The following is a 1797-nucleotide window of genomic DNA, read 5'->3' on the forward strand; positions in this document are numbered from 1 at the left end:
CTACACCCAACTTTGAAGCCCCACACGATCATGATCGCAATAACAGCTATCAGATCATTCTACGCGCCAGTGATGGCACCTTCAGCGCTGATCGCGCGCTCTCCATCCAGATCCGAGATGTCAATGAAAGCGCGCCAGTCTGGACATCAGGCTCAGGTAATACAGTAGACGAAAATTATGCAGGCTATGTTTACGATGCCTATGCCCATGATCCGATCGATGGCGATGGCATAAGCTACTATATTGTTGGCGGCCATGACGCTGATGATTTCGTGATGGAGTATAATAATCGGCTGAGATTCCGTAATGCGCCAAACTGGGAAAACCCGAACGATCATGATGGCAATAATAGCTACTCCGTCATCTTGCGGGCGGATGATGGCCATGGGCGCTATACCGATAAAACCATCACCATTAATGTCAATAATGTGAATGAATATGCGCCAAACTGGACATCTGGTAGTGGCACAACCATTAATGAGAACCACAGTGATGTTGTTTATGATGCCCGAGCAACAGATGGGGACTGGAACAGCGTACATTTTTCAATTGTTGGTGGCTATGACGCTTCGCAATTTATGCTTGTAGATGGCTATCGGCTTAAATTTAAAACGCCACCAAATTACGAGCGGCCTTTAGATCATGATCGCAATAATAGCTATCAGATCACTCTACGCGCCAGTGATGGGTTAAAATATACCGATAAAGCCATACAAATTAATGTGAACGATTTGGATGATACTCCAATTGCTAGAAATGATAGTTTCACAAGAGCTGGATGGCAAAACGTATTGGCAAACGATCATGCAGCTCCAGGAACAACTATAAGGGTTGTTAGCGCATATTATAACTCGAGGGCGCTTCAAATAAATAATAGTCAAGTATTTTTCAATGTAATAATGCCTAACACTCTTTATCACTTCAATTATACTATTGAGGATAGTAGGGGTGAACGTTCAACTGCAAGTGCCACTGTTATCCATTATTCGGCAGGTGTTTGGGGTCGTGCCGGTGGCTCAAGTGACGGGACATATATTTTCCCCATTGTTCTTGATTTGGATGGAAGTGGTTCAGCAGATTTATTGGGTTATGACGCCAGTTCGGTGGGTTTAATCTCAGAGAGTAATGATGGGGTTTTGCGTTCAGGCTGGGTGGGTCCGAAGGACGGGCTTTTGGTGCTTGATCGCAATCAAGATGGCGTCATTGATCGTAAATCTGAAATCTCCTTTGTTGATGACTTACCCGGTGCGCAAACGGATATGGAAGGCCTTAAGGCCTTTGACACCAATGGGGATGATCGCTTCGATGCCAGCGATGATCAATTTGATGCCTTCCAGGTCTGGGTTGATGCCAACCAAAATGGTCGCAGTGAGGCTGGCGAACTTCGCAGCCTCTACGAGGCCGGGATTGAGGGCATTGGCCTAACTCTGACCCGCCCTAGCGAGACGATTGATGCAGGTACAGGCAATCGGATCCACAATAAGGCAAGCCTTTATTTCACCAATGGCCGTGAAGGCATGGCGTTTGACGTTGCCTTTGGTGTGGATCGGCTCGAAGGGCAAGACGATGTCGATTGGTCCAAGCTTGATCTCGCTCAAGATGGGCTGTTTATGGCGCTGCCGCGCCTTCCGGCGTCTTCAGCCCAAATGAGTAGCGAAAATGCCGGGCAATTTCTCACCTCTGCAGATCTCCAAAACGCGATGCAGCCGCGCATGATGGCCATGAGCTCCACCAGCACGTCGATCAATGTCATCAATGGCACGTCTGGTAATGACACACTTACAGGTACGAGCGGTG

At 47.6% G+C, this 1797-nt stretch carries 1 pseudogene; it reads left to right on the forward strand.

Features of this window, described 5'->3' with window-relative positions:
* Positions 1 to 1797, forward strand: a pseudogene (locus H151_RS17710) (hypothetical protein); the annotation flags it as partial.

Origin of the sequence: Woodsholea maritima DSM 17123, from assembly GCF_000382325.1 — a bacterium.
Classification (GTDB): Bacteria; Pseudomonadota; Alphaproteobacteria; order Caulobacterales; family Maricaulaceae; genus Woodsholea; species Woodsholea maritima.